Origin of the sequence: Actinomadura nitritigenes, assembly GCF_017573545.1 — a bacterium.
GTDB lineage: Bacteria > Actinomycetota > Actinomycetes > Streptosporangiales > Streptosporangiaceae > Spirillospora > Spirillospora nitritigenes.
The window spans coordinates 247,124-271,252 of the sequence record NZ_JAGEOK010000004.1 but is presented as its reverse complement, the minus strand read 5'-3'; the positions used below and the strand labels follow the sequence as shown (position 1 = coordinate 271,252).

The following is a 24,129-nucleotide window of genomic DNA, read 5'->3' as shown; positions in this document are numbered from 1 at the left end:
GGTCAGCCGACGGCGTCCAGGGCGCGTTCGAAGGCGGGGGCGAACCCGACGCGCCCCGCGATGCTGAGCAGCATCTCGTCCGGGTAGAGCTCCAGGTCGCCGGAGATCGCGCCGAGCTCCATCTCGTCCAGCCCCAGGTCCGCGAAGATCGACATGTCGCCGACCGGCAGCACCTGGTCGAGCTCCTCGTCCTCCGGGATCGGGATGTCCAGGTAGTCCAGGACCTGGCCGGCGAGCGGCCAGTCCACGGACGCCGTGACGTCCGACAGGAACACCATCACCTCGTCGCCGAGCAGCCGGATCGCCACGAAGAAGTCGTCGCCCACCGACACGAGCCCGACCGTCCCGCCCAGGCTCGGCTGCTGCCGCAGGGCATGGATCAGCCCGGCGAGATCCTCGGTCAGCGCCACCGGGAGGATCTCGGCCTCCCAGCGGTCGTCCTCGCGGTACACCACGACGGCGAAGTCCGTCGCGTCCACATCCGTCATTTCCACCCCACCGGCGCCGTTCCTGCCTGGGCATGGTCGCAGATGCGGCGCGCCCTCGCGTGCCCCACCGCCAAACTCGGCGGCGCACCGCCGGGTGAAGCGGGGAGTCGGCTCCGCTTTCCGGTACCCAACGGGACGAACCTACTCGATCCCCACTCATGCCCCACGAAGGGGGCGGCCCCTCCAGCGCCCGCCCGTCAGTTGATGCGGAACGTGCGGCGCCGCAGCGCCGCGTGGATCCGGGCACGCCGTGACCTGTGCGGCGTCACGCGGCGGCGCAGTTCCCGCGCCTCCGCCAGCTCCCGCAGGAAGATCGCCCGGCGGCGCAGCCGCTCGCGCACCTGCTCGGGCGAGATGTCGCCCCCGCCGCCGGGTCCGGGGCCCGCTGTGACATCGCTCACCGCCTCGTCGACGTCGGAGGCGTCGACGGGGAACGGCACCGGTTCGGGCGGGGGGACGAGGGAGTCGGGAGCCGGCGGCGCGCTCTCCGCGGGGCCGGATCCCGCCCCGGGCGGATCGGGCGCGGGCTCGCCCGCGCGCTCCGGCCGCCGCTCGCTGTCGCTGCTCATAACGCCATGGTGCCCAGCTCAGTGACGTCTATCCAAGATTCCGGCCCGGCCGCCTCGCGCGGACCGTGGGTTACGGTGTGCGCATGCAGACCCTCGCCGTCGACCATCCGCTCGTCGCGCACAAGCTCACCACGCTGCGGGACGTCCGCACCGACTCCCCCACGTTCCGCCGCCTGGCGGACGAGCTCGTCACGCTGCTGGCCTACGAGGCCACCCGTGACGTCCGGGTCGCCCCGGCCACCGTGGCCACCCCGCTGGTGGAGACGGACGGCGTCCAGCTGGCCAGCCCCAAGCCGCTCGTGGTGCCGATCCTGCGCGCCGGGCTCGGGATGCTGGACGGGATGACCCGGCTGCTGCCGACGGCCGAGGTCGGCTTCCTCGGCATGATCCGGGACGAGGGCACCCTGCAGGCCCAGACGTACGCCACCCGGCTCCCCGACGACCTGTCCGGCCGGCAGTGCTACGTGCTGGACCCGATGCTCGCCACCGGCGGCACCCTCGCCGCCGCGATCAAGCTGCTGTTCGACCGCGGCGCCGACGACGTCACCGCGATCTGCCTGCTCGCCGCCCCCGAGGGCCTCAAGTACCTCGAGGAGGCGTTCGCCGGGACGTCCGCGCCGATCCGCGTCGTCACCGCCGCGATCGACTCGCACCTGAACGAGCAGGGCTTCATCATGCCGGGCCTCGGCGACGCCGGCGACCGGCTCTACGGCGTCGTCTGACCGGGGGCACGGGGGCGCTCCCGCCGGGGTTCTGACCGCCGCCCGTAGCGGAGCGGCGGCGCCGGGGGACAGCGATCCGGGTGTGCGCCGCGTTCCAGATGTTCGTTCCTGGTGGCAAGGGGTACGAACGCGCTACGGAACGTCAGTGCGCGTTCCCCTCCGCCGCCCCGGCACAGGGGACCGTTACGGACCGGGCGGCGCGAGCGAGGGCCAAGGAGTCGCGATGACTCACCAAGGGGATGGCGACCTGCCGCGCTACGCCGCGATCGGCGAGCGGCTCACCGAGGAGTTCGAAGGAGTCCACCAGTCCGACACCGTGGAACGGTGCGTGTCCGCCGCGCGGCACGGCGCGGACGAGGTGTGCGGGGGAGCCTCGCCGGACCTCGTGGAGCGGATCGCGCGCCGGCACCTGGAGGTGCTCGCCACGGTCGCCGCCGAGAAACGCCGCAGGGCGCGCCGATCTTCTCTCGACAACGCGCCATAGCCCTTGCTTTGCCGGGGGTTGCGGCTGTGCGAAACTGAACCGGGGTCCGTGGGTCGACGCTCCGGGAGGCAGCCGTGCCCGCAAGGAAGCACATGACGAGGGCCGCGGCGGCCCCGCCCGATGGGCGCCGCTCCGGCCCGAGGCCGCGATGAGGCTGGTGACCCCGGGGGACTCGGCCCCGGCCTCGGTGAACAAGTACCTCCTCCCGCACGAGAACCAGGTGATCACGGTGCGCCGGCATCCGGCCGTGCTGATGGTCCCGGTCGGGCTCGTCCTCGGCGGGCTGATCGTCGCGGGCGTGCTGAGCAACACCGTCGCCAGCCAGGCGGGCACGGTGATCAGCTGGATCTGGTGGGCGTGGCTGATCCTGCTCGCCTGGTTCGTCTGGCGGGTCGCCGAATGGTCGGTCGACTACTTCGTGATCACGAACCAGCGGATGCTGCTGACCACCGGCCTGATCACGCGCAAGGTCGCGATGATGCCGCTGGCGAAGGTCACCGACATGAGCTTCAAGCGGACGATCGCGGGCCGGATGCTCGGCTACGGCGAGTTCGTCCTGGAGTCCGCGGGCCAGGAGCAGGCGCTGTCGAACGTCCCGTACCTGCCGTACCCGGAGCAGCTCTACCTCGAGGTCTGCGAAATGATCTTCCCGAACAAGAACGCCACCGCCGACGACTGACCCGGCGGACCCCTCCGGCCCCGCCCGATTCCGGGCGCTACGGTGCGGTCATGACCGGTTCCGCGCGGCGTCCGCTGCTGTTCCTCGACGTCGACGGGCCGCTCATTCCGTTCGGTTCGCCGCAGCCGTACCCGACGTACGAGACGGATCGGCCGCAATCGCGGGAGGCCGCCGCGCATCCGCTGCTGCCCAGGCTCGATCCCGCGCACGGACCGCGCCTGGCGGCACTGCCCTGCGAGGTGGTGTGGGCGACCACCTGGACGACCGACGCCAACGACTGCATAGCCCCCCGCCTCGGCCTGCCGGAGCTCGCGGTGGTCGCCTGGCCGGACCCGTCCGACGAGGACGGGCGGGACGAGCGGCACGGCCTGCACTGGAAGACGCGGACCCTCGTCGGCTGGGCGGCCGGACGGCCGTTCGCCTGGGTCGATGACGAGATCTCGGACGCCGACGGCGCCTGGGTGTCCGTCCATCATCCGGGACGGGCGTTGCTCCATCGCGTCGACGCGCGCGCGGGGCTGCGGGATGGCGATTACCGCGTCCTGGAGGAGTGGCTTCGGGGCCTCCGGGTTCCGGCGTGAGGGGTGCCGGAGCAATCTCGGCGGAATCGGCGATCTTGCGGGGATCGTCGGATAACGTCGGAGGCGACAGGTGCCGCGACCGCCCGGGGGGTCCTGCTTCATTACTCTCGATGTGCGATAACCCGCAATGTGCAATCATGTCGGCACCCCAGCCGCCTGATTACTTCCGCTAAGTGAGTCCACATGCCGGGTCCAGGCAATGTCGGCGAACGTGTCCGCAACCTGCGGCTCACCAGACGCCTGTCGCAGGCACAGCTCGCCGGTCACGACCTTTCCGACAGCTACATCTCATTGATCGAGTCCGGTAAGCGGACTCCGACGCCGACGGTCCTGCGCATGCTGGCCGAGCGGCTCGGCTGCACGCCGGAGTACCTCGCCGAGGGCGTCGAGCCGGAGCAGCGCGCGCACCTGGAGGTGCGGGAGCGCCACGCGCACCTCGCGCTGCTGGGGGGCGACCCGGGCACCGCCGAGTCGGGCTTCGACGAGGTGATCGCGCGCAGCGACGATCCGGACCTGACGTCCCGCGCCCGCTGGGGCCGCGCCCGCGCGCTGGAGGAGCTGGGCCGCGCCGACCAGGCGATCGCGCTGTTCGAGGAGCTGCGCGAGCAGGCCGAACGCGATCCGGGACGGGCGAGCTGGCTGCCGCCGGTGATCGCGCTGGCGCGCTGCTACCACACGGTCGGCGACCTCGGGCAGGCGATCGCGCTCGGCGAGCGGGCGATGGACCGGCTCGGCAAGCTCGGGCTCACCGCGGGGCAGGAGTACACCGAGGCGGGCAGGATCCTGCTCCTGGCCTATGTCGACCGTTCCGACCCGGCGCGCGCGCACGAGCTCGGTAGGCGGCTCCTGCATCCGGAGGACTCCGCAGGCGGCGAGTCCACGAGCGTCCACTACCAGCGGGCCAGTATGCGCGCGCTGGAGGAGGGGACGATCGGCGACTCCCTGTACTTCGCCGACCAGGCGCTGGCCGCCCGCACCGACGCGACGCCCGTGCAGGCGCGGGCGCGCCTCGACCTCGCCGCCGCGAAGGCGCTGCTGAGGGGCGTCACGCCGTTCTCCGAGCCGGCGCCCTCGTCGGCTGCGGACGTCGTGTCGCCGGGCGAGGGCGTGCCGGGCATCGAGAAGCCGCGCGCCGAGGGCTCCCGCCAGGCCGCGCAGGAGGCATTGGAGCTCCTGCAGGGGACGGACGCGCTCGAAGGGGCCGAGGCCACCGAGAGCACCATCGCCAAGGCGCGCGCGCTCGTACTCGTGGGGGAGCTGGACGAGGCCATCGCCGAGCTGGAGCAGTTCCTCGACACGGGGATGGCTCTGGCGCCGCCCGAGAAGGGGAACACCCTCACGCCGCATCCAGGCAACGACCTTGCCGCGCGCACACAGAAGACCGTCCTGGCCCGCCTGGTCCTGGCGCGGGCGAGGGTCGCGCAGGGCGACCGCGCGGCGGCCCAGGTCGTGCTGCGCGCCGCGTCCGAGCAGCTGAGGACCCTGCCGGCCGGGCGTCCCGCCGCGCACCTGCTGCGGGAGCTGGGCGAGCTGTTCGAGCTCGTCCAGGACAGCGAGTCGGCCGCCGCGGCGTACCGGCAGGCGCTGGAGGCCGCGGGCCTGCACGCCGCCCCCTCCCAGGAAGCCAACCACGACCTCGGACGGGTCTGACCCGCGGCGCGTCCGACCGGCGCGGCGGCCCCGGAATAAAAGCGGCGATGCGCCTGTCCTAAACTGGTGACGCAAACATGGGATGACTGGCTGACCGGATGTCGGCGCCCCTGGCTCGAGGAGGGACCGTGACGCTGCGCACCGCCCGCCGGTCATCGCTCGTCGACCAGGTGATCGAGCAGCTCAGGGGCGAGATCACCGGCGGTGCCTGGCCGGTCGGCGAGAAGATCCCGCCGGAGCCGGTGCTGTCGGAGACCCTCGGCGTCGGCCGCAACACCGTCCGCGAGGCCGTCCGGGCCCTCACCCACGCGGGGCTCCTCGACAGCCGCCAGGGCGACGGGACCTACGTGCGGGCCACGAGCGAGCTGTCCAGCGCCGTCCGGCGGCGCCTCGAGACGGCCGAGCTCGTCGAGATCCTGGAGGTGCGGCGGGGCCTGGAGGTGGAGGCCGCCCGGCTCGCCGCCGCGCGCCGCACCGACGCCGACGTCACCGCCATCGCCGACGCCCTCGCCCGCCGGGACGCGGCGTGGGCCGCGGGCGAGCACGCCGCGTTCGTGGAGGCCGACCTGGCGTTCCACACCGCCGTCGTGGAGGCGACGCACAACCAGGTCCTCACCGACCTGTACCGGGACTTCAGCACCGCGCTGAGGGCCAGCATCGGCGCGGCGGGCACCCTCCTGGAGCACGCGGACGTCCCGCACGGCCCCATCGCCGCGGCGGTGGAGGCGGGCGACGCGGCCGCCGCCGCGCAGGCCACCCATGCCTGCCTGGACCAGATCCTCGCCTCCACCGGCCCGTGGAAGGCCACGGCCCCGGCCGAGCAGGCTCCCAACTCGCCGAAGGTCCCGGAGGCCCCCGAGGAGCGCGAGCCCTAGCGGCGGAGCGCGTCCGGCATCACGCGGTTCGCCGCGTCCCATCAACGATCACCGGCGTGGCCGGCTCCCTGAGCCCGCCATGCCGCCCCCCAACGGTTCGACGCGCCCAACGGCGCATGACGAAGGCGACATGAACACCTCGGCGACACCCCCCGTCCCCCGTGCCCTGACCGCCTGGTCGCTCGCCGGCCTGGTGCTGCTGACGATCAACCTGCGGGCCGCCATCACCGGGATCTCCCCGGTGCTCGGCGACCTGCGCGACGCGTTCGGCCTCTCCGGGGCCGAGGTCGGCGTCCTCACCACGCTGCCCGTCCTCTGCCTCGGCGTCTTCGCGTCCCTGGCGCCGGTCGCCGCGCGCCGGCTCGGCACCGAGACCGCCATCGCCGGCTCCCTCCTGCTGATCACGGCCGGGATCCTGCTGCGGGTCGTCGCGGCGCCGCTGCCGCTGTTCGTTGGAACGGTCCTGGCGGGTGCGGGGATCGCGATGGGGAACGTCCTCATGCCCGCGGTCATCAAGCGCGCCTTCCCGAACCGGGTCGGGTCCCTCACCGGCCTCGCGATGATGCTGATGGCGACCAGCGGCGCCGTCGCCGCCGGCCTCGCCGTCCCGCTGGACGACGCGGGCGGCTGGCGCCTCGCGCTCGCCGTCTGGGCCGTCCCGTCGCTGGTCGCGGCGCTCGCCTGGGGGCCGCTCGCGCTCCGCGGCCGCCGCTCCCCCGACCGGCCGGCCGCGCCCACCGCGCCCGCCTACGCCGCTGCGGCGCGGGAGGGCTCGCTGCTGCGCTCGCCCGTCGCCTGGTACGTCGCGGTGTTCATGGGCCTGGCGTCGCTGATGTTCTACGTGCTGATGTCCTGGCTGCCGGAGATCATGAAGGACGCCGGGTTCGCCCCGGCCGCGGCCGGGATGATGGTCTCCACGATGATGATCGTCGGCATCCCGCTCGGCTTCCTCGTCCCCGTCCTCGCCGCCCGGCTGCGCGACCAGCGCGTCGTCGTCGCGGGCGTCGTGCTCACCATGGTCGTCGGGATCGGCGGCCTGATGGTCGCACCCGCCGCCGGCTGGGCGTGGACCGCCGTGCTCGGCATCGGCACCGGCAGCGCGTTCCCGCTCGCCTACACCCTGCTCAGCCTGCGCTCGCCGAGCCCGTCCGTCGCGGCGCGCCTGTCCGGCATGGCGCAGACCGGCGGCTACCTGCTCGCCGGGTTCGGCCCGCTCGCCATGGGCGTCCTGCACGGCGCGACGGGAGGCTGGCACGTCCCGCTGACGCTGCTGCTCGTCCTCGTGGCGCCGGAACTGGTCTTCGGGATGCTCGCCGCCCGGCCCGGCCTCGTCCGGCCTGCGCCGCGCCCGGGCGTCCCGGACGGCCGCCTCGTCGAGCCGAAGGGCCTGCCCGCCGCCGAACCCGCCCGCGCCCGCTGACCCGGGGCCGCACCCGGCGGCGGTCGCCGGATCAGCCGGTCATGTCGACGGCGTCCAGGTCCAGGACGCGCGCGTGCAGGACGAGCCGCTGGTGCAGCGCCGCCCGGAGCGCCCGGTGCAGGCCGTCCTCCAGGTAGAGCTCACCCTTCCACTGGACGACATGGGGGAACAGGTCGCCGTAGAACGTGGAGTCCTTCGCGAGCAGCGACTGCAGGTCCAGCTCCCGCTTGGTGCTCACGAGCTGGTCCAGGCGGACCTGGCGAGGGGGGATCTTGGCCCAGTCCCGGGACGACAGTCCGTGCTCGGGATAGGGCCTTCCCTCGCCCACCGCCTTGAAGATCACGCCCCGAGTCTACGTGCCCCGACTGGCCCGGTCACCGCATTCCACCGAATGGTAAACCAGTTACACCGCAGCTCAGAGGCCCCGTGAGTAACTGCCGTCACTCGGGTCCGGCGGCCCGGGAAGGGGCCCGGACGGCCCCCGGCGGGCGCCACCGGAGGACAACCAGGTGGTCGCCGCGTCCACCCGGCCGTGCACGCCCAGCTTCGGGTAGGCGTGCTCCAGGTGCTTCTCGACGGTCCGCGGGCTGATCGCCAGCCGCCGCGCGATCTGCCGGTCGGTGAGGCCCCGCGCCAGCAGGTCGAGGACCGCGGCCTCCCGCCGGGTCACCCGCTCCCGCGCGGCCGGCGCGAGCCGCCGCATCGCCCGCGCGAGCCGGGGCCGCAGCAGCTCGGCGACCGTCCGGTCGTCGTCGCCGAAGTCGCCGCGCCGCCGGTTGACGGCCAGGCACACGCTGCGCGGCTCATCCCCCGCCCACCCGGCGGGGAACGCCATCGCGAGCTGGTGCTCGGCGCCGAGCGGCCGGTACACGTCCGCGTAGGCGGCGAGGGCGTGGTACTCGGCCCGCGACTGCAGGTCGGAGCGGAGGAGGGGCGTGCCGGGCCCGGACGTCATGCGGGCGACCAGCGGATCGGCGGCCTTGTCCCGCGCGAACGCCGCCAGCGCGTCGCGGCTCAGCAGCCCGGCCGGGACCGTGAGCGGCCCTCCGGCGCCGTCCGGGCGCACCGACCACACGAGGCTGTCCCCCGGCAGCACGCTGAGCAGCATCGGCAGCAGCGCCGGGAGCAGCGTCCGCTCGTCGTCGGCGTCGATCAGGAGGTCGGTGACCGCCAGTACCCGCCGCAGCCCGACCTCCCCGGAGCCGGTCATGCCTCCCACTGTAAAACCCCAGGTCAGACGGGGACAAGGCGGCGTTCCCGGCCTGCCGTCGGGGCTGCGCATACGGGATTTCACGTATTCGCCTCCGGGCGCGCGCCGACCGAGACTGGCAGGGAGGGGAGGTACCGACATGCGCAAGGTAGCCGACTGCAGGGACTACCCGAGCGAGATGAACTGCACGCTCACCATCGCCGGCGAGGAGCAGGAGGTGGTACGGGCGGCCGCCGAGCACGCGGTGTCCGTTCACGGGCACGACGACAGCCCCGAACTGCGCGAGGAGATCCGCCGGGGGCTGAAGGACGAGGTGCCGCAGCACGCCTGAGCACACGACGTCCGGCGTGGCCGGGACGGAACCCCGTCCCGGCCACGTCCGTGTCCGGGCGGCGGGCCGTCAGCGGAGCTTGATCGCGCCGCCGTCGGCCATGACCGTCTGCCCGGTCATGTACCGCGCGTCGTCACCGGCAAGGAACGCGACGATCGGCGCGACGTCCCGCGCCGGGTCCCCGAACCGGCCCAGCGGCACCTTGGCGGCCGACTGCGCGTACTGCTCGGGCCGTGCCTCCGCCCACTGGACCACCCCGGGCGTCATCGCCATCGGGCAGACCACGTTCACCCGGATCCCGTACGCCGCCCACTCGTTCGCCGCGACCCTGCTCAGGCCGCGGATCGCCTCCTTGGCCGCCGCGTAGGACGCCTGGTTCGGCTGCCCGTCCAGCCCGGCGCCCGACCCGAAGTTGACCACCGACGCGCCGCCGGCCTTCTTCAGCTCCGGCAGCGCGGCCAGCATGAAGTTGCGCGTCGCGAACAGGCCGGTGTCCATCGCCAGCCGCCAGTCGTCGTCCGTCTGCTCCTCGAAGGGCTTCTGGCGGGACGCGCTCGCGTTGTTGATCAGCGTGTCGAGCCGTCCGAACCGCTCCACGGCCGCGGCGACGGCGCCGTCCGCGACGTCCCGGTCCGAGACGTCGCCCTGCCGGAAGACGACCGCGTCGCCGAGTTCCAGCGCGAGCGCCTCGCCCGCTTCCCGCTGCAGGTCCACCACGACGACGCGGGCGCCGCGTTCGGCGAACAGCCGCGTGACCGCCCCGCCGATCCCGGACGCACCGCCGGTGACGATGGCCACCTTCCCCTGAAGGCTCCCGTTTCCCATGCTCGGCCCCGCTCTCCACCTGGTCGTACGCCGCGGCGTTTCCCCACAGCTACCAGGCACGACGAAGCTTCCGGACCGGCGGTTCGACTCAGTGGGACCTCGCCGGGCGCCCCCTCCCGGGCGACCCGCCGGCATCGGGAAACGACGAAGGTCCCGGCCGCTGGGCGGTCGGGACCTTCGTTCGGCTCACGCCGATGGCGGAGGATGCGAGATTCGAACTCGCGAGCGCTTGCACGCAACACGCTTTCCAAGCGTGCGCCCTAGGCCACTAGGCGAATCCTCCACGGGAAAGCCTACCGGTTCCCGGGCAGTGACCTGACATCAATTACGGCGGAGACGGGGATCGGCCCGTACACGTGCGGGAAGACCTCGTCGCCGACCGGCTCGTGACGGACCGGCGCGTCCAGCCGCGCCGTGTCGATGACCAGCAGGACCAGGTCCGAGCGGGGGACGGAGCCGTAGAAGCGGCCGAGCACGCCGTCCACCTGGCCCATGTCGGACGAGCAGTGGACGAAGCCCTCCTCGTCGAGCGTCCGGCCGAGCGTCGACATGGCGTACGACACACCCGAGTCCCGCGCGGATTCCCAGTGGCGGCGTTCGGCGATGTGCAGGAGCGTCTGCTGCGTGGCGTCGGTCATGGGCGGGAGAGTACGCGGCAACCGTGCCGACCTTCGCCGCCGATGCCATAGACTCTGTGCAGACCCCTCGCACGGCGTCACCCTGTGAACCTCCCCAGGGCCGGAAGGCAGCAAGGATAAGCAGGCTCTGGCGGGTGTGCGGGGGGTCCCTTGCTTTGACCGCGACACCGCGCCTGTGACGCTCTGCTTCTCGAGGGAGGGCGGACCCCCGATGAGTCTGGCTCTGTACCGCAAGTACCGGCCAGCGACCTTCGCCGAGCTGAAGGGGCAGGAGCACGTCGCCGAGCCTCTCCAGCAAGCGCTGCGCAACGGCCGGATCAACCACGCCTACCTGTTCAGCGGGCCGCGGGGCTGCGGAAAGACCTCCAGCGCCCGCATCCTGGCCCGCTCCCTGAACTGCGAGCAGGGCCCGACGCCCGACCCGTGCGGCACATGCGACTCTTGCGTCGCGCTCGGCCCGTCCGGCACCGGCCACATCGACGTGATCGAGATCGACGCCGCCTCGCACGGCGGTGTCGACGACGCCCGCGACCTGCGCGAACGCGCGTTCTTCGCGCCCGTGTCGGCGCGCTTCAAGGTGTACATCATCGACGAGGCGCACATGGTGACCCGGGAGGGCTTCAACGCGCTGCTGAAGCTCGTCGAGGAACCGCCGCCGCACCTGAAGTTCGTGTTCGCGACCACCGAACCCGAGAAGGTCATCGGGACGATCCGGTCCCGGACGCACCACTACCCGTTCCGGCTGATCCCGCCGGGCGTGCTGACGGAGCTCGTCGAGGAGATCCTCAAGTCCGAGGACGTCCCGTACGAGGCGTCGGCGCTGCCGCTCGCGGTGCGGGCCGGCGCCGGGTCCGCCCGCGACACCCTGTCGACCCTCGACCAGCTCCTCGCCGGGTCCGACGAGCAGGGCATCACCTACGCGCGGGCCGTCTCGCTGCTCGGCTACACCGACTCCACGCTGCTGGACGAGGTCATCGCCGCGTTCGCCGCCCGCGACGGGGCCGCCGTGTTCGCCGCGATCGACCGGGTGATCGAGAGCGGCCAGGAACCGCGCCGCTTCACCGCGGACCTGCTGGAACGCATCCGCGACCTGGTGATCCTCTCGAACGTGCCGGAGGCGGGCGGCTCGGGGCTGCTGAACGTCCCGCCGGACGAGCTGGAGCAGATGCGGCGGCAGGCGTCCTCGATGGGGCCGGGGGAGCTGACCCGGGCCGCGGACCTGCTGCACACCGGGCTCACGGAGATGCGCGGCGCCACGTCCCCGCGGCTGCTGCTCGAACTGATCTGCGCCCGGATCCTGCTGCCGGCCGCGTACGAGGACGAGGCGTCCATGTTCGCCCGTCTGGACCGTCTCGAACGCCAGGCCGCGCAGGGCGGCTTCGGGGGCGGCGCGCCGGGTGACGGCCTGGCGCAGGCCTTCGCGCCGTTCGCGTCGTCGGGTCCGGGGCCGGGTCCGGGTTCCGCGCCGTCGGCGGGAGCCGCGGGGATGGCGCCCGGTGGAGGCGTTCCGGGAGGCGCGTCTTCAGCGGGTGTTCCGTCCGCTGGTGCTCCGTCGGCGGGTACTTCGGGTGCTTCGGCGGGAGCGGCTCCGGGAGGAGGAGCTTCCGCAGGAGGCGTCCCGGCGGGAGCGGCCCCGGCGGAAGCCGGCCCTGCGGGAGGAAACCCGGTCGGCGTCTCCTCGGCGGGAGGTGTCTCGGTGGGAGGCGGCACCGCAGGAGGTGCGTCGGCCAGTGAGGTTGCGGGCGGCGGGGCGTCTTCTGAGTCCGGCGGGGCGTCTTCTGAGTCCGGGGTAAGGCAGCCCCCGCCCGCCCAGGGGGGCGACCCCACTTCCAGTGTCGACCCCGCTCGCGGACCGGCGGGAGTGGAACCCGGTTCTGTGGATAACCGCCGCTCCGCCGCAGCCCAGCCGCAAGGTGCCGGTGGGCAGAGCGCTGTTGGGCCAGGTGCCAGCGGGCCAGGTGCCAGCGCGCGAGGTGCCGGTGGGCAGGGTGCCGGTTCTCAGGGGGCTGCGGCCTCCGGGACGGGGGCCGCTGCCGGTGGTGCGACCGGGCAGGCGCCCGCTGCGGCCGGCGGGGTGGACGTCTCGACGGTGCAGCGGTACTGGCCGGACATCATCGAGGCCGTCAAGCAGAAGAGCCGCGCGACCTGGATGGTCATCATGTCCGGCGTGCGGCCGGCATCGCTCGAGGGCCGCGTTCTCACCCTCGCGTTCGACGCCGAGGGGAACCGTCTCGGATTCGTCAACGGCAACCGCGACGTGATCCTCAGCGAGGTGCTCCGGGAACGGATGGGCGTCGACTGGCGGATCGAGACCGTGTCCGGCGGTGCGGGCGGCGGCCGGGGCCAGGGCGGCCCCGCGGGCAACACCGGACCGGGCGGTGGACGGCCCGGCGCGAGCGGCCCCGGTGGTCCGGGCGGCGGCGGTTTCGGGTCCGGTGGCGGGTTCGGTTCCGCCCCCTCGGGCGGCTTCGGATCGTCCGCCACAGGCGGATCTCCGTCCCCTGGCGGGTTCGGTTCGTCGGCGCCGTCCGGCTTCGGCGCCGGAACGGGCCAGAACGTGCCGCAGCAGGGCGGACCGGCTTCGAACGCCGTCCCGCGCCCGGCCTCCGGCGGGAACGGCGCCAACGGCGCCAACGGCGCCAACGGCTCGAACGGGGCGAGCAGCGGGAGCAACGCGTTCGGCGCGGGCGCGGCGGCCGGGGATCTGGGGCCGCTCCCACCCCCGCCGGACGAGCCGCCGCCGCCTCCCGAGCCGTCCCCCGTGGACGAGAGCGACGAGGTGGACCCGGAGGGGGACGCCGACGCGGACGGCACCGAGGCGGAGATGAGCGGGATGGCGCTCATCCAGCGGGAGCTGGGCGGTCAGATCATCCGGGAGATCGACAACTCCTGAGGTGCGGTGGCGGATCCCGTCAGTGCGGGATGCTCTCGATCAGGTCTCCGGCGCCCTTGCGGAGCAGGTCACCGGCCACGCGGGCGCCGAGATCCGCGCCCTTCTCCGGCGGGGACCACTCCTGCGCGTGCACGAAGCGCGAGCCGTCCGGGGTGAAGACCGCCCCGCGCAGGCTCAGCCGCCCGTCGCGTTCGATCCTGGCGTGGCCGGCGATCGGACTGTTGCAGTGCCCTCGGAGGTCGCGCAGCATCGCGCGTTCCGCGCTGACGCACAGCCGGGTCTCCCGGTGATCCAGGAGGCGCACCAGGTCCACGACATCGGAGTCAGCGCGGCGGCAGTCGATGGCGAGGACGCCTGATCCCACGGCGGGAAGGATGTCGAGGGCCTCGCCCGGCCTGTCGATCCCCAGGCGGGTGAGGCCCGCCCGCGCGATCACGACGGCGTCGAGGTCCTCGCCCGAGTCGAGCCGTTCCAGCCGCGAATCGACGTTGCCGCGCAGGTACTCGATCCGCAGGTCGGGACGGATCCGCCCGAGCTGGGCGCGCCGCCGCACCGCCGACGTCCCCACCCGTGCCCCCGGCGCGAGATCGGCCATGCGCCGGATCTCGCCCGCCGCCGGGAAGAGCAGCACGTCGGCGGCGTCGTCGCGTTCGGCGTACGCGGCGAACACCAGCTCGTCCGGCCGGGGCACGTCGCCGGGCACGTCCTTGAGGCAGTGCACCGCGATATCGACGCGGCCGTTCAGCAGCGCCCGGTCGATCTCGGTCATGAACGCGCCCTTGCCGCCGAGCTCGCCGAGGTGCCCCTGGTGCCGGTCGCCGGCGGTCGAGATGCCGACGACTTCGACGGGCACGTTCGCCGCTTCCCGCAACCGGGCGGCCACTCCGCGGGCCTGCACCATCGCCAGCGCCGACGTCCGGGTGCCCAGCCGCAGCACCCTTCCGTCCCCGCCCCGGGAGGACGCGGGTTCGACCGTGTCCGAACCGGCGGGCACCGGTGCCGGCGCCCCCGAGCCGTCCGCCGCGCCTTCCGCGGGGGTACCCGTTTCGCCGTCGCCCGTCATGTTCGTTCCCTTCTGTCGCGGCCTCGGGATTCCGCCGCCGTCCGCACGGTGGGCCGCTTCCTTGCCTGTGATTGAACCGTGCCCGCCGCGCGGCGCGTCGGGGACCGTGCCGTCCGCTGCCCGGCTGGTCGTGCGACACCGCCGCACGGACGCGGGGGTACCTGCTGACCTGGTGGTTCGGCGCTATCCTGCACAGAGAGCGAGTGATCAACTACAGGTGGCGATGACATCGCCATACCGGGAGCGGCGGATGCGGGCACTGATCGGCGAGCGTCGGCGATGCGCGGTCGACGGCACGGCCCTGTCGGCACGGGCCAGGCGGCACGGGCGACGGGCCCGCTCTCGCGTCCCCCGGACCGAGCCCGCCTCCCCCCATGTCACCCCCCTTCACGGACACGGCGCCTGACCGTTCCTGGTCGGCGTCGCTACCGAGTCCCCTCGCTGAGGTCGGCGACCGGAGGGGACTCCACTTCTCCGAAAGGGATGTGCACCACCTCATGATCGACAATCTCAAGCGCGGCCTGCTGGTCGCGGCCTCCATCAGCGGGGTCTTCGTCCTGGGTCAGGCCGCGGCACAGGCGGCCGGGGACGGCCACGACGGTCACGGCCATGCGAGCGCCGGTTCCGGCAACCAGAGCGCCGCCGTCAGCGGCAAGACCGGCCACGGCGGCAACGGGGGCAAGGCCACCAGCCATAACGCCGCAGCCTCAGGCAAGACCGGGAACTCCGGGAACTCCGGATCCACCGGCGGGAACACCGCCGGCAACCTCTGCGTCATGGCGGACTGCGCGGCCCTCGCGTCCTCCGGCGACTCCGGCAAGACGGGGAACACCGGCGACAGCGGGAAGGCCTGGAACGCGTCGAGCACCACCGGCGGCCACGGCGGCCGCGGCGGCGACTCGGGCAACAGCCTGGCGGAGGGCACGTCCGCGGCCGCGGCGGTGACCTACGCCAAGACGTACGGCGGGTGGAACGGCGTCGGTAACGCCGGGGCCGCCTCAGGCAACAAGTCCCTGGCGCACAGCGGCGACACCGGCAAGGGCGGGAAGGGCGGCGACGCCAAGAGCGAGAACATCGCCTTCTCCGGCCAGACCGGCGACTCCGGGAACTCCGGCTCCACCGGCGGGAACACCGGCTACAACGTCTGCGTGATGAGCAGGTGCGGGGCCGCCGCCACGTCCGGCAAGTCCGGCAACACCGGCAAGACCGGTGACTCGGGCGCCGCCGGGAACATCTCGCAGACCGGCGGCGGCAACGGCGGCCGCGGCGGCGACTCCGGCGACGCCGGATCCGAGGGGCACAGCAGGGCCCAGGCCGCGAGCGGCGCGACGAGCGACGAGCAGTCCCAGTCCCCGGAGGAGGGTCACCGGCTCGCGAACGGGGGCGGCGACGGCTGGTCCGCCGCCGACTCGGGCGACCACACCGCCGCCGCCACGGGCGACACCGGCAAGGGCGGAAACGGCGGCAACGCCGAGAGCGAGAACATCGCCGTGTCCGGTCAGACCGGCGACTCCGGCGACTCCGGCTCCACCGGAGGCAACACGGCCGTCAACCTCAGCCGCTCCCACCAGGACGGTGACGAGCACGGTGAGGAGCACGGTGACGAGCGCAGCGAGCACGGTGACCGCCCGCTGATGCTGGCCTTCGCCTCCTCCGGTGACTCCGGCAAGACCGGGAACACCGGCGACAGCGGGAAGGCCTCGAACAAGTCGAGCACCAAGGGCGGCAACGGCGGCCGTGGCGGCGACTCCGGCGAGGCCGGGGCCGAAGGCCACAGCGAGGCCTTCGCCGGCAGCCGGTGACCCGAGGTCGCATCGGCGACTGAACATCAGGTGACAACGCCGCCCCGCCCCGGCTCGAACGCGGGGGCGGGCGGCGACTCACCTGGACGGACCCGACGAACGGTCGAGGCCCCGTCCGCGTGGGAGGGGCCACCAGACCGGGGGCGCGCGCCTTGTGGCGCGCGCCCTTCGTCGTGCACCGACCCTCGGGGTCCCGCAGGCGGCGGGGACCGTCCGGGAGATCGGCGGGTCCCGCGGCGCGGAGTCCGGACATCGGGCGGCCCGCACGTACCGCATCGTCCCGTGACCCCGTAGTCTCGGGGGACGGACGTCCGGTGGTCGGCGCGGTCGCGAGAGAGCAAGGCCCTTCCGAGGGGGCCGGAAGAGGAGTGCACCGTGGAACCCGGTGGTCAGTTGAACATGCAGGAGCTGCTGCAGCAGGCGCAGGCCATGCAGGAGCAGCTGTTCGCCGCGCAGCGGGAGCTGGCGGAGGCGGAGGTGAAGGGCACCGCGGGGGGCGGGCTCGTCACCGCGACGGTCAACGGCCAGGGCGAGGTCACGGGGCTGTCGATCGACCCGAAGGCGATCGACGCCGACGACCCGGCGGACACCGCCGAGACCATCGCCGACCTGGTGCTCGCCGCGATCCGCGACGCGGCCCGGGAGGCGGCCGAACTGCAGCAGGAGAAGATGGGGCCGCTCGCGGCCGGCCTCGGCGGCGGGGGCGGCATCCCCGGCCTCGGCGGAGGCGGCGCGCCGGGCGGCGGCGGGATCCCCGGCGGCTTCCCCGGCCTGGGCGGCGGCTCAGGCGCCTGACGGCCGCCCCGCGCGAGCGGCCGCGACCGGCACAAGAGATCGTGAACTGAAAGGAGGGGTCCGTTGTACGAAGGGGTGGTCCAGAACCTCATCGACGAGCTGGGCAGGCTGCCCGGCGTCGGCCCCAAGAGCGCGCAGCGGATCGCCTTCCACCTCCTCGCCGCCGATCCGGCCGACGTCGAGCGCCTCGGCAAGGCGCTCAAGGAGGTCAAGGACAAGGTCCGCTTCTGCAGGACGTGCGGGAACGTCGCGGAAGAGGAGGAGTGCCGGATCTGCCGGGACGCCCGCCGTGACCCGTCGATCATCTGCGTGGTCGAGGAGTCCAAGGACGTCGTCGCGATCGAGAAGACCCGCGAGTTCCGCGGCCGGTACCACGTGCTGGGCGGCGCGATCAGCCCGATCGAGGGCGTGGGCCCGGACGACCTGCGGATCCGGGAGCTGATGCAGCGGCTCGCGGACGGCACGGTGACGGAGCTGATCCTGGCGACGGACCCGAACCTGGAGGGCGAGGCGACGGCGACGTACCTCGCCCGGCTGGTCAAGCCCATGGGGCTCACCGTCACCCGGCTGGCGAGCGGCCTGCCGGTGGGCGGTGACCTGGAGTACGCCGACGAGGTGACCCTGGGACGCGCATTCGAAGGACGGAGGCTGCTCGATGTCTGACACCAACAGCCCGCAGGACTGGAACGCCCTCGCCGAGCGGGTGGCGTGCCACGTCGACAACTACCTGAACGGGCTGGAGGCCGTGGCGCGCGGCGACGGCGGGGCGCACACGATCCCGCTGCTGCTGCTGGAGGTCTCGCAGGTCATCCTGGCGGGCGCGCAGCTCGGCGCCAGCGCGGACGTGATCCTTCCGGACAACTGGGAGCCGGAGATCGGCGACGACCCGGACCTCGACGCGGTCCGCACGGGCCTGGCGGAGCGGCTCGGGGACCTCGACGAGTACGTCGAGGTGTTCGACCCGTACAAGGACACCGAGCCGACGTCCTACCGCCTGTCGGACGACCTGGTGGACGTCGCCAGCGATCTCGTGCACGGGCTGCGGCACTACAACCAGGACCGTCCCCTCGAAGCGCTGTGGTGGTGGCAGTACTCGTACTTCAACCACTGGGGCAACCACGCGGGCGCGTCCCTGCGGGCGCTGCACGCCTACCTCGCGAACGACCGGCTCGGCGTGGCGCAGGAGGCCGCGGTAGCCCAGTAGGCCGCGGTAGCCCAGTAGCAGGCCCATCGCCCGGCAGGCGGGGCGAGGGTGTCCTCGGCATTGCGCCCTCTTCGCGGATTTCCGGTCGGCTCGTGGTTGCGCGCTGACAGCGGTTCGGATGCGCGGGATCGCGGGGTGGGTGTCGGAGGGCTGCCCTAGCGTGGGCGGTATGGATGATCTTTCCGCTTCGGAGGAAGACGCCCTGATCCTCCCGGACGCGTGGCGGCGCCGGATGTTCGCGCGGCGGGGCGGCCGGCCCGGGCCGGCGATCAAGGTGGACGGGTCCGCCGCGGAGGGCGTGCGCGAGCGGGTCCGCGCGCTGGAGGCCGAGCGGCCGATCGGCGAGCGGGACGGTGTCGGCCCGGAGATGGCCGAGGCGGCGCGGGAGTACCTGGCCGGTGCCGCGAACCCGCTGGGCGCGGCCGTCGTCGCGGCGCTGCTGGCAGAGGACGCGCGGTGGGACGGCGCCGTCGAGAAGCTCGCGGCTCCGCTGGCGGACGCGTGGGTGACCGAGCACGGGCTGCCGTTCGCGGCGTGCGCGTTCGCCGAGCTCAGCGGGATCCGGTGGGGCGTCCCCGGCCTCCGGGCCGGCGGGGCGGACGAGGGGGCCGGCAGGTCGGTCGGGTCGACGCCGGCGTGGCGGATCGGTGCCCGGCTGCGGGGGCTGCTGGCCGTCGCCGCCGAGGACGAGTACGACAGGGCGGTCGGCGCCCTCGCGCGATGCCGGCGCGGTGCGGCGCAGCGGACGGTGGTGTCGTTCCTGGTGCCGTCGCGGCTCGACTGGGTGCAGGAGTGCTGCGAGGCGCCGCCCGACCTGCGGTACGAGTCGGGCTTCCTGTGGATGCTGCACTGCGCGCTCGGAACGCCCCGCCATGTGGAGACGCTGGCCTGGTACGGGCTCCCCTACGTGTACACGTGGAACCGGTCGTGCCTGGTGACGATGCTGGACGGGCTGGACGGGCTGGGCGCGGCGGCGGTGCCGCTGTTCGTGGCGGCGTTCGACGCGAACCAGTGGGACACCGACCTCCGGAAGCTGATCGCGGAGACGCTCGCGATCGTGCCGGGCGACGAGGCGTTCCAGGCGCTGGTGGACCGCGCCGACCAGAGGCACGTGCGGCCCGCGCTGCTCGCGGCGATGAAGCGGTTCCCCGCGCGGGCGCTGCGGCTGCTGGTGCCGGCGGCCGCCGGCGCGCCGCATCTCGCCGAGGTGCTGGCGGGGCATGTGCGGGCCCATCCGGAGCTGGCGGCGGCGGCCGGTGCGGCGGTGCGGGACGACGGCCGGCTGCCGGACGCTCCGCTGGACGCGCTGCCGGGCCCGCTGGCCGATCCGCCGTGGCTGCGGAAGGCGAAGGCGGCGAAGCCCGTCGTGGTCGGGGGGCTCACGCCGCCCGCCGAGCCCGCGATGCGGTGGGAGCCGGGCGAGCGGGAGGAGTGGGCGAAGACCGACGAGCGCCACCGGGTCCCCGCCGGTGACGACTGGGACGCGCTGGTCGAGGAGTTCCGCGAGGGCCGCGCCTACGGGTACGGGCTGGGCGTTCTCACGTACGGGCCGGTGGAGAAGGTCCGGCCGTGGCTGGCGGGCTGGAAGCCGCAGCTGTGGGAGGCCGAGATGTGGCTGCGGCCGGTCGTGGCCCGGTTCGGGGTGGACGCGCTGCCGGTGGCGCTGCGCGTCGCGGAGGCCGATCCGGCGGGGCTCGCCGACCGGGCGCTGCCGTTCCTGGACGCGGGACTGGCACGGCTGATGGCCGCGTTCCTGACCAAGCCGAAACGGGGCCGCAAGATCGCGCTCGCGTGGTTCGGCCGGCACGGCGTGGACGCGGTGCCGCTGCTGGTCCCGGCGGCGCTGGGCAAGCCCGGCCCGGCGCGGAGGGAGGCCGAGGGCGCGTTGCGGCTGCTGGCCGAGAAGCACGGGAACGACGAGGTCATCGAGGCGGCGGCGCGCGCGCACGGCGACGAGGCCGCGGACGCCCTGCGGGCGGCCGTCATGGTGGATCCGCTGGAGCTCCTGCCGAAACGGATCCCGGTGGTGGGCGAGTGGGCCGTCCCGGAGACGCTGCCGCAGATCAGGCTCCGCGGGCGCGAGGACGCGCTGCCCGCCGATGCCGTCCGGCATCTGCTGACGATGCTGGCCATGTCCAGCAAGGACGAGGTGTACGCGGGGGTCGGCATCGTCAAGGAGACGTGCGATCCGGCGTCCCTCGCGGAGTTCGCGTGGGCGCTGTTCGAGCAGTGGCGGCGGAACGAGGCGCCTGCCAAGGACGGCTGGGCGCTGGCGCAGCTCGGCTGGCTCGGCGATGACGAGACCGCGCGCCGGCTGACGCCGCTGATCCGCGCGTGGCCGGGGGAGGGCGGCCACTCCAAGGCGGTCGCGGGCCTCGACGTCCTGGCGGCGATCGGCACGGACGTCGCGCTGATGCAGCTGTACGGCATCGCGCAGAAGGTGACGTTCAAGGGGCTGAAGGCGCGCGCGCAGGACAAGGTCCAGGAGGTCGCCGACGGGCTGGGCCTGACGGCGGAGCAGCTCGGCGACCGGCTGGTCCCCGACTTCGGGCTGGACGCGGACGGCGGGCTCGTCCTGGACTACGGGCCGCGCCGGTTCGCCGTCGGGTTCGACGAGCAGCTCAGGCCGCAGGTCGCGAACGAGGACGGCACCCGCCGCAAGGCCCTGCCGAAGCCCGGCGCGAAGGACGATCCGGAGCTGGCGCCCGCCGCGTACAAGCGGTTCGCCGAGTTGAAGAAGGACGTGCGGACGGTCGCCGCCGACCAGATCCGGCGGCTGGAGCGGGCGATGGTGACGCGGCGCCGCTGGACGGCGGGGGAGTTCCGGCGCCTGTTCGTGGAGCACCCGCTGATCTGGCACATCGCGCGGCGGCTGGTGTGGGTCGCGGAGGACGGCGGCAAGGCGGCGGCGTTCCGGGTCGCCGAGGACCGGACGTTCGCCGACGCCTCCGACGACGTGCTCGCCCTGCCGGAGTCGGCGCGCGTCGGCATCCCGCACCCGCTGGAGCTGGGCGACGCGCTGGAGGAGTGGTCGGTGCTGTTCGGCGACTACGCGATCCTGCAGCCGTTCCCGCAGCTGGGCCGGGAGGTGCACGAGCTGACCGGCGCCGAGCGCGCCGCCCGGCGGCTGGCGCGGTTCGAGGGCCGCACCGTCGATCCGGCGGACGTGCTCGGGCTGGAACGGCGCGGCTGGCGGCGCGGGAGCCCCATGGACGCCGGTATCCAGCACAGCATGTACCGGGCGGTGCCGGGCGGCCTGTACGTCAACGTCCACCTGAATCCCGGGATCGACATCGGCATGGACTTCTCCGGTGCGCAGGAGCTGGAGGTCATCTGGGTGGACGACCGCCCGGAGACCGGCGACTGGTGCGCCCGCGAGGGGCGGCGGCCGATCGGCGACCTGGACCCGGCGTCCGCGTCGGAGGTGCTGGCGGAGCTGGCGCGCGTCGCGACCTGACTCATATCGGGATTCCGTGGATCGTCCGGGTAGACTCGGCGGCACCATGACGACCCACGCCGATCCCTCCGAGGACGTCGCGGCCGAGCTGCTGGACGTGTTCAAGGCGCTGGCCAACCCGGTGCGTCTCCAGCTGCTGCAGTGGCTGCGGGAGCCCGAGCGGCACTTCCCGGTCGAGGAGGCGATCGCGGACCCGGTGGAGGTCGGCGTCTGCGTCAGCCACATCCAGGCCAAGATCGGGCTCGCGCAGTCGACGGTGTCGGCGTACATGGCGGCGCTGGAGCGCGCCGGGCTCGTCCGGTCCACCCGGGTCGGGAAGTGGACGCACTACAGGCGGGACGAGGACCGGATCGCCTGGTTCGTCGACGCCCTCGGCCGCTCGCTCTGACCTCGCCCTGCCCGCCCTCCGGTGCCCCCTCGGTTGACTCATATCGAAATTCTGCGATACTTCGAATCATCGGTAGGGACGATGTCCGGGAGGACACATGGGCGCGATCGCCGGAAGGGACCTCGGCCGCTTCGGGGTCTGGACGTTCGACTTCGAGGACCGGCCCGCGGCCGCGATCCGCGAGTCCGTGCGGGAGCTGGAGGAGCTCGGCTGGCCGGCGATCTGGATCCCGGAACGGGACGGGCGCGAGGCCATGACCCACGCCGGGTTCCTGCTGGCGTCCACCGAGCGGATCGCGGTCGTCAACGGCATCGCGCGGATCTGGTCGCGGGGCGCGCGGTGGACGCACGGCGCCGCGGTGCTGCTGGCCGACGCCTACCCGGACCGCCACGTGCTCGGCCTCGGCTTCGGCGGGAGGCCGCAGCCGGGGACGACACCGCTGCGGGCGATGGACGAGTACCTGGACGAGATGGACGCGACGACCAACGCGAACCCCGCCCCGCGGTCGCCGGTCCGCCGCATCCTCGCCGCGTACGGCCCGAAGATGCTGGAGATGGCCCGCGACCGGTCCGCGGGCGCGCACACGTACCACGTGACGGTGGGGCACACGGCGCAGGCGCGGGAGGTGCTCGGCGGCGGCCCGTTCCTCGGCGTCGAGCAGGCGGTGCTGTTCGAGAGCGACCCGGCGCGGGCCCGCGAGATCGCCCGCGAGCACCTGCACGGCTACCTGACGGAGAAGTACAACATCGCCAAGTTCCTCCGGCTCGGCTACACCGAGGACGACATCGCCGGCGGCCGCGGCAGCGACCGCCTCGTCGACGACCTGGTGGTGTGGGGCGACCTCGACACGATCGCCGCGAGGCTGCACGAGCACCTCGACGCCGGCGCGGACCACGTCGGCGTCCAGGTCCTCCGCACGGAGCCGGGCGAATCGGCCATGCCGCACTGGCGCCGGCTCGCCGAGGCGCTCCTCCCCCAGCACGGCCCCGCCTGACCGGCTCCCCACCTGACCGGTCCTCTGCCCGGCGGGATCCTTCGTCCCCCCGGGCTTCGGCGGCGGTGGCCTCCGCCCGACCAGAGCCTTCGCCTGGCCGGGGCTTCAGGGGACGGCCTCCGCCCGCCGGGCGGGATCAGGACTTGAAGAACGCGAGCAGGTCGTCGTTCAGCTGGTCCTTGTGGGTGACGAACAGCCCGTGACCAGCGGCGGGGTACTCCTTGTAGACGGCGCCGGGGACCAGGGCGGCGGTGCGGCGGCCGGTCACCTCCACGGGGGCGGAGAAGTCGGCGTCGCCGTGCACGACCAGGGTCGGAACGGTGATGTTGCGCAGCGCCTCGCGGTTGTCGGCGTAGTAGACCGTCTTCTGCACCTCCAGGACGGCCCAGGGCGTGGCGTCCAGGCACATCCGGATCATCCACTCGATGGTGGCGGGGTGGACCTCGTTGCCGAGGTGGGTGGCGAAGAACGCCTGCGCCTGCGTGGCGAGCCACTTCGGGCGCTCCGCGCGGATCATCGCGATCATGCCGTCGAACAGCATCTGCGGGATGCCCTCGGGGTTGTCGTCGGTCTGCCGGAGGTACGGCAGGATCGCGGACAGGAACGCGACGCGCTGGACGCGGTCCTCGCCGTGCCGGGCGAGGTAGCGGGCGATCTCGCTGCCGCCGGTCGAGTGCCCGACCAGGATCACGTCCCGCAGGTCGAGGTGCTCCAGGAACGCGGCGAGGTCGTCGGCGAGAGAGTCGATGTCGTACCCGGCCGACGGGCGCTCCGACCGCCCGTGCCCGCGCCGGTCGAAGGTCAGGCACCGGTAGCCGTTCTCGACGAAGAACGGGATCTGGTACTCCCACATGCCGGTGTTCAGCATGGCGCTGTTGACGAAGACGACCGGGCGGCCCTGCCCGTACTCCTCGTAGGAGAGGCGGGTCCCGTCGTGGGTCTCGAAGAACATCTCGGCTCCTTGTTCGGCGTTGAGACGATCATGGCTGGTGGAGGGAGCGCGGGTCGATGACGTGGGAGGTAATGCTCCCGATGACATGGGGCCGCGGGGGCGTACGCAG

The 24,129-nt window shown here is 73.5% G+C and carries 24 protein-coding genes, 1 tRNA gene and 1 other RNA gene; 17 read left to right on the top strand and 9 right to left on the bottom strand.

The window, feature by feature from the left end; translation table 11 throughout:
- Window positions 1-2: 2 nt before the first annotated feature.
- The gene (locus J4557_RS07550) at window positions 3-488 is read right to left on the bottom strand and encodes a tRNA adenosine deaminase-associated protein (protein ID WP_151540955.1); all 486 of its coding nucleotides are present in this window, start codon (window positions 486-488) and stop codon (window positions 3-5) included.
- A 197-nt stretch (window positions 489-685) separates the two neighbouring features.
- Window positions 686-1,057 (bottom strand): hypothetical protein, encoded by a 372-nt coding sequence (locus J4557_RS07545; protein ID WP_208265819.1) that lies wholly within the window; start codon window positions 1,055-1,057, stop codon window positions 686-688.
- Window positions 1,058-1,140: 83 nt separating this feature from the next.
- On the opposite strand from J4557_RS07545, the gene upp reads away from it, so the two are divergent.
- The 7 genes from upp (at window position 1,141) to J4557_RS07510 (ending at window position 7,468) form a co-directional block, all read left to right on the top strand.
- Window positions 1,141-1,779 carry a uracil phosphoribosyltransferase gene (gene upp, locus J4557_RS07540; RefSeq protein ID WP_208265698.1) on the top strand — a complete coding sequence of 213 codons (639 nt, stop codon included), beginning with the start codon at window positions 1,141-1,143 and terminating at the stop codon, window positions 1,777-1,779.
- A 223-nt stretch (window positions 1,780-2,002) separates the two neighbouring features.
- A complete protein-coding gene (locus J4557_RS07535; protein ID WP_190863158.1) occupies window positions 2,003-2,263 on the top strand; it encodes a hypothetical protein in 261 nt (86 codons plus the stop codon).
- Window positions 2,264-2,411: 148 nt separating this feature from the next.
- Window positions 2,412-2,942, top strand: coding sequence for a PH domain-containing protein (locus J4557_RS07530; protein ID WP_151540952.1), 531 nt, complete (start codon window positions 2,412-2,414; stop codon window positions 2,940-2,942).
- A gap of 50 nt (window positions 2,943-2,992) precedes the next feature.
- Window positions 2,993-3,523 (top strand): HAD domain-containing protein, encoded by a 531-nt coding sequence (locus J4557_RS07525; RefSeq protein ID WP_243775405.1) that lies wholly within the window; start codon window positions 2,993-2,995, stop codon window positions 3,521-3,523.
- 183 nt (window positions 3,524-3,706) lie between these two features.
- Window positions 3,707-5,173, top strand: coding sequence for a helix-turn-helix domain-containing protein (locus J4557_RS07520; protein WP_208265697.1), 1,467 nt, complete (start codon window positions 3,707-3,709; stop codon window positions 5,171-5,173).
- Between the two features lie 128 nt (window positions 5,174-5,301).
- Entirely contained in the window at window positions 5,302-6,048 is a 747-nt protein-coding gene (locus tag J4557_RS07515) for a FadR/GntR family transcriptional regulator (RefSeq protein WP_208265696.1), read from the top strand.
- A 130-nt stretch (window positions 6,049-6,178) separates the two neighbouring features.
- Window positions 6,179-7,468 (top strand): CynX/NimT family MFS transporter, encoded by a 1,290-nt coding sequence (locus tag J4557_RS07510; RefSeq protein WP_243775404.1) that lies wholly within the window; start codon window positions 6,179-6,181, stop codon window positions 7,466-7,468.
- Between the two features lie 31 nt (window positions 7,469-7,499).
- On the opposite strand, the gene J4557_RS07505 is transcribed toward J4557_RS07510, so the two are convergent.
- The gene (locus J4557_RS07505; protein ID WP_151542554.1) at window positions 7,500-7,811 is read right to left on the bottom strand and encodes a type II toxin-antitoxin system VapB family antitoxin; all 312 of its coding nucleotides are present in this window, start codon (window positions 7,809-7,811) and stop codon (window positions 7,500-7,502) included.
- Window positions 7,812-7,883: 72 nt separating this feature from the next.
- Entirely contained in the window at window positions 7,884-8,678 is a 795-nt protein-coding gene (locus tag J4557_RS07500; RefSeq protein ID WP_208265694.1) for a helix-turn-helix transcriptional regulator, read from the bottom strand.
- A 139-nt stretch (window positions 8,679-8,817) separates the two neighbouring features.
- Here J4557_RS07500 and J4557_RS07495 point away from each other — a divergent pair, with 139 nt between their 5' ends.
- Window positions 8,818-9,009, top strand: a complete 192-nt coding sequence (locus J4557_RS07495) for a DUF1059 domain-containing protein (RefSeq protein ID WP_208265693.1) — start codon at window positions 8,818-8,820, stop codon at window positions 9,007-9,009.
- A 69-nt stretch (window positions 9,010-9,078) separates the two neighbouring features.
- Here the strand turns inward: J4557_RS07495 and J4557_RS07490 are convergent, their stop codons facing one another.
- From J4557_RS07490 to J4557_RS07480, 3 genes are all read right to left on the bottom strand, one after another.
- On the bottom strand, window positions 9,079-9,834 hold the full coding sequence (locus J4557_RS07490) for an SDR family NAD(P)-dependent oxidoreductase (RefSeq protein ID WP_208265692.1): 756 nt from the start codon (window positions 9,832-9,834) through the stop codon (window positions 9,079-9,081).
- A gap of 195 nt (window positions 9,835-10,029) precedes the next feature.
- Window positions 10,030-10,117 (bottom strand) — tRNA-Ser (locus J4557_RS07485).
- Window positions 10,118-10,127: 10 nt separating this feature from the next.
- Window positions 10,128-10,472, bottom strand: coding sequence for a DUF952 domain-containing protein (locus tag J4557_RS07480; RefSeq protein WP_208265691.1), 345 nt, complete (start codon window positions 10,470-10,472; stop codon window positions 10,128-10,130).
- Between the two features lie 58 nt (window positions 10,473-10,530).
- On the opposite strand from J4557_RS07480, the gene ffs reads away from it, so the two are divergent.
- Both ffs and J4557_RS07470 read left to right on the top strand, forming a co-directional pair.
- An RNA gene (gene ffs / locus J4557_RS07475) (signal recognition particle sRNA small type) lies at window positions 10,531-10,626 on the top strand.
- A 57-nt stretch (window positions 10,627-10,683) separates the two neighbouring features.
- Complete coding sequence (locus tag J4557_RS07470) at window positions 10,684-13,365, top strand: DNA polymerase III subunit gamma and tau (protein ID WP_208265690.1); 2,682 nt, start codon at window positions 10,684-10,686, stop codon at window positions 13,363-13,365.
- Between the two features lie 19 nt (window positions 13,366-13,384).
- Here the strand turns inward: J4557_RS07470 and hemC are convergent, their stop codons facing one another.
- Entirely contained in the window at window positions 13,385-14,302 is a 918-nt protein-coding gene (gene hemC / locus J4557_RS07465) for a hydroxymethylbilane synthase (RefSeq protein ID WP_208265689.1), read from the bottom strand.
- 623 nt (window positions 14,303-14,925) lie between these two features.
- Here hemC and J4557_RS07460 point away from each other — a divergent pair.
- The 7 genes from J4557_RS07460 (at window position 14,926) to J4557_RS07430 (ending at window position 23,068) form a co-directional block, all read left to right on the top strand.
- On the top strand, window positions 14,926-16,230 hold the full coding sequence (locus J4557_RS07460) for a serine-rich family protein (RefSeq protein WP_208265688.1): 1,305 nt from the start codon (window positions 14,926-14,928) through the stop codon (window positions 16,228-16,230).
- Between the two features lie 399 nt (window positions 16,231-16,629).
- Window positions 16,630-17,025, top strand: coding sequence for a YbaB/EbfC family nucleoid-associated protein (locus J4557_RS07455; RefSeq protein WP_194737378.1), 396 nt, complete (start codon window positions 16,630-16,632; stop codon window positions 17,023-17,025).
- A gap of 63 nt (window positions 17,026-17,088) precedes the next feature.
- Window positions 17,089-17,688 carry a recombination mediator RecR gene (gene recR, locus J4557_RS07450; protein ID WP_208265687.1) on the top strand — a complete coding sequence of 200 codons (600 nt, stop codon included), beginning with the start codon at window positions 17,089-17,091 and terminating at the stop codon, window positions 17,686-17,688.
- Window positions 17,681-18,229, top strand: coding sequence for a DUF5063 domain-containing protein (locus tag J4557_RS07445; RefSeq protein WP_208265686.1), 549 nt, complete (start codon window positions 17,681-17,683; stop codon window positions 18,227-18,229). The genes recR and J4557_RS07445 overlap by 8 nt, the downstream gene beginning before the upstream one ends.
- A gap of 169 nt (window positions 18,230-18,398) precedes the next feature.
- Entirely contained in the window at window positions 18,399-21,686 is a 3,288-nt protein-coding gene (locus J4557_RS07440; protein ID WP_208265685.1) for a DUF4132 domain-containing protein, read from the top strand.
- 46 nt (window positions 21,687-21,732) lie between these two features.
- Window positions 21,733-22,074, top strand: coding sequence for an ArsR/SmtB family transcription factor (locus J4557_RS07435; protein WP_208265684.1), 342 nt, complete (start codon window positions 21,733-21,735; stop codon window positions 22,072-22,074).
- Between the two features lie 97 nt (window positions 22,075-22,171).
- Window positions 22,172-23,068, top strand: coding sequence for a TIGR03620 family F420-dependent LLM class oxidoreductase (locus J4557_RS07430; RefSeq protein WP_208265683.1), 897 nt, complete (start codon window positions 22,172-22,174; stop codon window positions 23,066-23,068).
- A gap of 136 nt (window positions 23,069-23,204) precedes the next feature.
- Here the strand turns inward: J4557_RS07430 and J4557_RS07425 are convergent, their stop codons facing one another.
- Entirely contained in the window at window positions 23,205-24,020 is an 816-nt protein-coding gene (locus J4557_RS07425; RefSeq protein ID WP_208265682.1) for an alpha/beta fold hydrolase, read from the bottom strand.
- Window positions 24,021-24,129: the final 109 nt, after the last annotated feature.